The sequence below is a fragment of the Aeromonas sp. HMWF014 genome (genome assembly GCF_963878295.1).
Classification (GTDB): Bacteria; Pseudomonadota; Gammaproteobacteria; order Enterobacterales; family Aeromonadaceae; genus Aeromonas; species Aeromonas popoffii.
Map to the genome: position 1 here is coordinate 1 of NZ_CAWNYS010000292.1, position 4,952 is coordinate 4,952.

Below are 4,952 nucleotides of genomic sequence, written 5' to 3' on the forward strand. Positions count from 1 at the left end.
GCCCTGGGCCGAGGGTGACGACGTGACCGCACCGGTTGCCGTCGCACCGACCAAACCCAAGCGTCGTCCACTGCCTGGCATGGCGCCCTTGCCAAGCCTGGAGCTGCTGGACAGGCCGCCAGCCAAGACCCAGATGATGAGCAAGGACGAGCTGGACCGCATGGGCCGTCTGGTGGAGGCGAAACTCGCGGACTACAACGTGCAGGCCAAGGTGGTCGGTGTCTATCCGGGCCCCGTCATCACCCGTTTCGAACTGGATCTGGCGCCCGGCATGAAGGCGAGCAAGATCACCAACCTGTCGCGCGATCTGGCCCGCTCCCTCTCTGCCAGCAGCGTGCGGGTGGTGGAAGTGATCCCGGGCAAGACCTTCGTCGGCATCGAGCTGCCCAACCGGGTGCGCCAGACCGTCTACCTGCGCGAAACCCTCGACTGCGATGCCTTCCGTGACAGCCGTAACCCGCTTACCATGGGGTTGGGTCAGGACATAGCCGGTGAGCCCGTGGTGGTGAATTTGGCCAAGATGCCGCACCTGCTGGTGGCCGGTACCACCGGCTCGGGCAAGTCGGTGGGGGTCAACACCATGATCATCTCCATGCTCTACAAGTCATCTCCCGATGATCTGCGTTTCATCATGATCGACCCCAAGATGCTGGAACTGTCGGTCTACGAAGGGATCCCGCATCTCTTGACCGAGGTGGTCACCGACATGAAGGATGCTGCCAACGCCCTGCGCTGGTGCGTAGGTGAGATGGAGCGCCGCTACAAGCTGATGTCGGCGGTCGGGGTGCGTAACCTCAAGGGCTACAACGACAAGGTGCTGGCCGCCATCGAGGCGGGTGAGCCCCTGCTCGACCCGCTGTGGCGTCCGGGTGACTCCATGGATCAGATGCCGCCGGAGCTGGAGAAGCTGCCCCACATCGTGGTGGTGGTGGACGAGTTTGCCGACATGATGATGATCGTCGGCAAGAAGGTGGAAGAGCTGATTGCCCGTATCGCCCAAAAGGCGCGAGCGGCCGGTATTCACCTCATTCTGGCGACCCAGCGTCCCTCGGTGGATGTGATTACCGGTCTTATCAAAGCCAACATCCCGACCCGTATCTCGTTCCAGGTGTCGAGCAAGATCGACTCGCGTACCATCATCGATCAGGGCGGTGCCGAATCCTTGCTCGGTATGGGTGACATGCTCTACATGCCAGCCGGTACCTCCAACCCGACCCGGGTGCATGGCGCATTTGTCGATGACCACGAAGTGCACAAAGTGGTGGCGGACTGGAAACTGCGCGGCGAGCCAAACTACATTGACGAGATCCTCTCCGGTGAATCAGGCGGCGAAGGCGGCAGCGGTGAATATGGCGGCGGTGGCGATGAAGAGCTCGACCCCCTGTTTGACGAGGCGGTCGCCTTTGTGGTGGAGTCCCGTCGCGGTTCTACCTCCAGCGTCCAGCGCAAGTTCAAGATTGGTTACAACCGGGCAGCCCGTCTCATCGAGCAGATGGAAAATCAGGGCATCGTCAGCTCACCGGGCGGCAATGGTCAGCGCGATGTGCTGGCACCGCCGCCGGTGCGGGACTAAGCCTCGCCGTTTCATATTATCCCTGGCCATGCCCTCCACGGGCGTGGCCTTTTATCGAGAGCGTCTTTATGAAGATCGTGATGAAAAAGCAACTGTTGATGGGTACCGTGCTGCTGATGGCCAGCAGCCAAGTGTGGGCCGATGCGGCCAGTGATCTCAAACAGAAGCTGGCGGGTGTCAGCCTCTTCTCCGCCAAGTTTGCCCAGACCGTCTATGACAGCAAGGGCAAGGAGCTGCAAAAGGCCAGCGGCGATCTGCTGGTGCAGCGTCCGAACCGCTTCAACTGGCACACCACCTCGCCGGACGAAAGCCTGATCGTGGCCGACGGTCAGGATGTGTGGATCTATGACCCCTTCGTCGAGCAGGTCACTGTCCTCAAGCTCAAGGATGCGGTCCTCAATACTCCCTTTATTCTGATCGCCGGTAATGACGACAAGTTCTGGAAGAACTATGACGTGACTCAGGAGGGGGATGTCTACATCGTCACCAGTCGCAACAAGGATGAGCTGATCGCCTCTTTCCGCGTTACCTTCGATCGGGCCAACAACATCAGCCGTTTCGATGTGAAAGAGGCGCAGGGGCAGTGGAGCGAATTCACCCTGAGCAGTTTCAACCGCAAGCCGGTGCTCAAGGGCAATGAATTTGTTTTCAAGATCCCGAAGGGGGTCGCGCTGGACGACCAGCGCTGATGAGCAGGCGGTCGTTGGATTGCTCGCCACTGCGCCAGTCAAAGGCGAGTGGTGTGACGCTGGGGGTCAATACAGATGAGTAACTTGTCGCTGGATTTCTCATCGGACTTTCGCCCGCTGGCGGCCCGGATGCGGCCGCAAAACCTAGACCAGTATATTGGTCAGCAGCATATTCTGGGGGCTGACAAGCCCCTGCGCAAAGCGATCCTGGCGGGTCATTGTCACTCGATGATCCTGTGGGGACCTCCCGGCACCGGCAAGACCACCCTGGCGGAGCTGATGGCGCACTACTGCCAGGCGGAAGTGGAGCGACTCTCGGCAGTGACCTCCGGCATCAAGGAGATCCGCGCCGCCATCGACAAGGCGAAGGAGAACAGCTGGCGTGGGGTACGCACCATACTGTTCGTGGATGAGGTGCACCGCTTCAACAAGAGCCAGCAGGATGTGTTCCTGCCCCACATCGAAGATGGCACCATCACCTTTATCGGTGCCACCACTGAAAACCCTTCGTTCGAACTCAACAACGCGCTGCTCTCCCGGGCCCGGGTCTATCTGCTCAAGCGACTGGAAGAGCGCGACATCCTCGCCATGATCGAGCAGGCAATGCAGGATCCGCGCGGTCTCAATGATCCGGCGCTCTCCTTTGCCCCCGGCGTCAAAGAGGCGCTGGCCAAGGCGGTGGATGGGGACGGGCGCAAATCCCTCAACTATCTGGAGCTGTTGGCCGACATGGCCGAGACCAATGGTGCAGGGAAGAGAGTGATCGACAGCGCCCTGCTCGCCGCCGTGGTGGGGGAGCACGTGGCCCGTTTCGACAAGGGGGGGGATCACTTCTATGACCTCATCTCGGCGGTGCACAAATCCATTCGCGGCTCGGCCCCGGATGCGGCGCTCTACTGGTACGCCCGCATGGTGAGCGCTGGTTGCGATCCGCTCTATATTGCCCGCCGCTTGCTGGCCATCGCTTCGGAAGATGTGGGCAACGCCGATCCGCGCGCCATGCAGGTCGCCCTGTCGGCCTGGGATTGCTTTCATCGCATCGGCCCTGCCGAAGGGGAGCGCGCCATCGCCCAGGCCATCGTCTATCTCGCCTGCGCCCCCAAGAGCAATGCGGTCTACACCGCCTGGAAGGCAGCGCTCAACGATGCGAAAAACCTGCCCGACTTCGAGGTGCCACCGCATCTTCGCAACGCACCCACCAAGCTGATGAGCGAGCTGGGTTATGGTGCCGAGTATCGTTATGCCCACGACGAGCCGGGGGCCTACGCAGCCGGCGAGAGCTACTTCCCGCCAGAGCTGGCAGGCAAGCAGTACTATCAGCCCACGGATCGCGGTCTTGAGAAGCAGATTGCCCAAAAGCTTGACTACCTCCATGAGCTGGACCGGCAGAGCCCGCAACAAAGGGGCAAGTAGCAGGCTGGCGCCTCGAACAGCCCGGTTGGCAGAGGGGTGGCCGGTGAATGCACTTGTTCAAATGAGGCAGTTCAGGTACCGGTTTGCCTCTGTGGTCAGGAATGGGGTTCGAGGGAGGATCCGCGAGTCTTCCCGACCGGTGAGGTCCGTGAAAACGACGTAAATAGTCCCTGTTCGGGCGGGGGGGCGGTCTGATACACTGGCCCTCTGACCCCGTTTGTCTCGGCCTTGCGCCATCTTCTTGATTTCGAAGGCCTGATTTTGAAGGCGCGATCCTGAAGACGATAGGGGTGCGCCAACCGATGTTAACTTCCGGATCTGTTCTCTCGCCCGGTCATGATGACCCAGGCCCAGATCCCATTTTAAAAAAGTAGGTAAACCATGCTGGATCCCAAATATCTGCGTAGCGAGATTGATGAAGCTGCCGCTCGTCTGGCGACACGTGGCTACGTTCTGGACGTAGCGGCTGTCAATGCTCTGGAAGAGAAACGCAAGGATCTGCAGTCCCGTACCCAGGAGCTGCAGGCCGAGCGCAACGCCCGCTCCAAGTCCATCGGTGAGGCTGCCCGTCGTGGTGAGGATGTGGCCCCGCTCAAGGCCGACGTGACCAAGATTAACGACGAGCTTGAAACCAGCAAGGTTGAGCTCGAAGTGCTGCTGCGCGATCTCAAATCCATCTCCGACGCCATCCCCAACCTGCCGAGCGAGACCACGCCGGTGGGCCGCGATGAGGACGACAACGTGGAAGTGCGTCGTTGGGGAACGCCGCGTGCGTTCGATTTCCCGGTACGCGATCACATCGATCTGGGTGAAGCGGCCAAGGGCGTGGATTTCAAGAACGGCGTCAAGATTTCCGGTGCCCGCTTTGTGGTGATGAAGGGGCAGATTGCCCGCCTGCACCGCGCCCTGGCGCAGTTCATGCTGGACCTGCACACCCTGCAGCACGGTTACACCGAGTGCTATGTGCCTTATCTGGTGAACCCGGACAGCCTGTATGGCACAGGTCAGCTGCCGAAGTTCTCCGAAGACCTGTTCAACACCGGTATCGAGGGTGAAGGGGAAGAGGAGGGCAAGCTGCGCAAATTCTCCCTGATCCCGACCTCCGAAGTGCCGCTCACCAACATGGCCCGCGACGAGATCTTTGATGAGCAGGAGCTGCCCATCAAGATGACGGCCCACAGCCCCTGCTTCCGTTCTGAAGCCGGTTCCTACGGTCGTGATACCCGTGGCCTCATCCGTATGCACCAGTTCGACAAGGTCGAGATGGTGCATACGGA

The 4,952-nt window shown here is 60.6% G+C and carries 4 protein-coding genes; all 4 read left to right on the plus strand.

Annotated features, from left to right (window positions below):
* The coding region (locus AAC083_RS12070; RefSeq protein WP_258224674.1) for a DNA translocase FtsK at positions 1-1,573 on the plus strand (1,573 nt) is incomplete at its 5' end.
* A gap of 80 nt (positions 1,574-1,653) precedes the next feature.
* On the plus strand, positions 1,654-2,262 hold the full coding sequence (gene lolA, locus AAC083_RS12075; protein WP_042035510.1) for an outer membrane lipoprotein chaperone LolA: 609 nt from the start codon (positions 1,654-1,656) through the stop codon (positions 2,260-2,262).
* Between the two features lie 75 nt (positions 2,263-2,337).
* Positions 2,338-3,675, plus strand: a complete 1,338-nt coding sequence (locus AAC083_RS12080; RefSeq protein ID WP_108536728.1) for a replication-associated recombination protein A — start codon at positions 2,338-2,340, stop codon at positions 3,673-3,675.
* Between the two features lie 381 nt (positions 3,676-4,056).
* The coding region (serS, locus tag AAC083_RS12085) for a serine--tRNA ligase (RefSeq protein ID WP_258224675.1) at positions 4,057-4,952 on the plus strand (896 nt) is incomplete at its 3' end.

Bases quoted from the DNA above. Each gene is read 5' to 3' on its own strand.
- lolA (WP_042035510.1), top strand. From the start codon at position 1,654: ATGAAAAAGCAACTGTTGATGGGTACCGTGCTGCTGATGGCCAGCAGC.
- AAC083_RS12080 (WP_108536728.1), top strand. From the start codon at position 2,338: ATGAGTAACTTGTCGCTGGATTTCTCATCGGACTTTCGCCCGCTGGCG.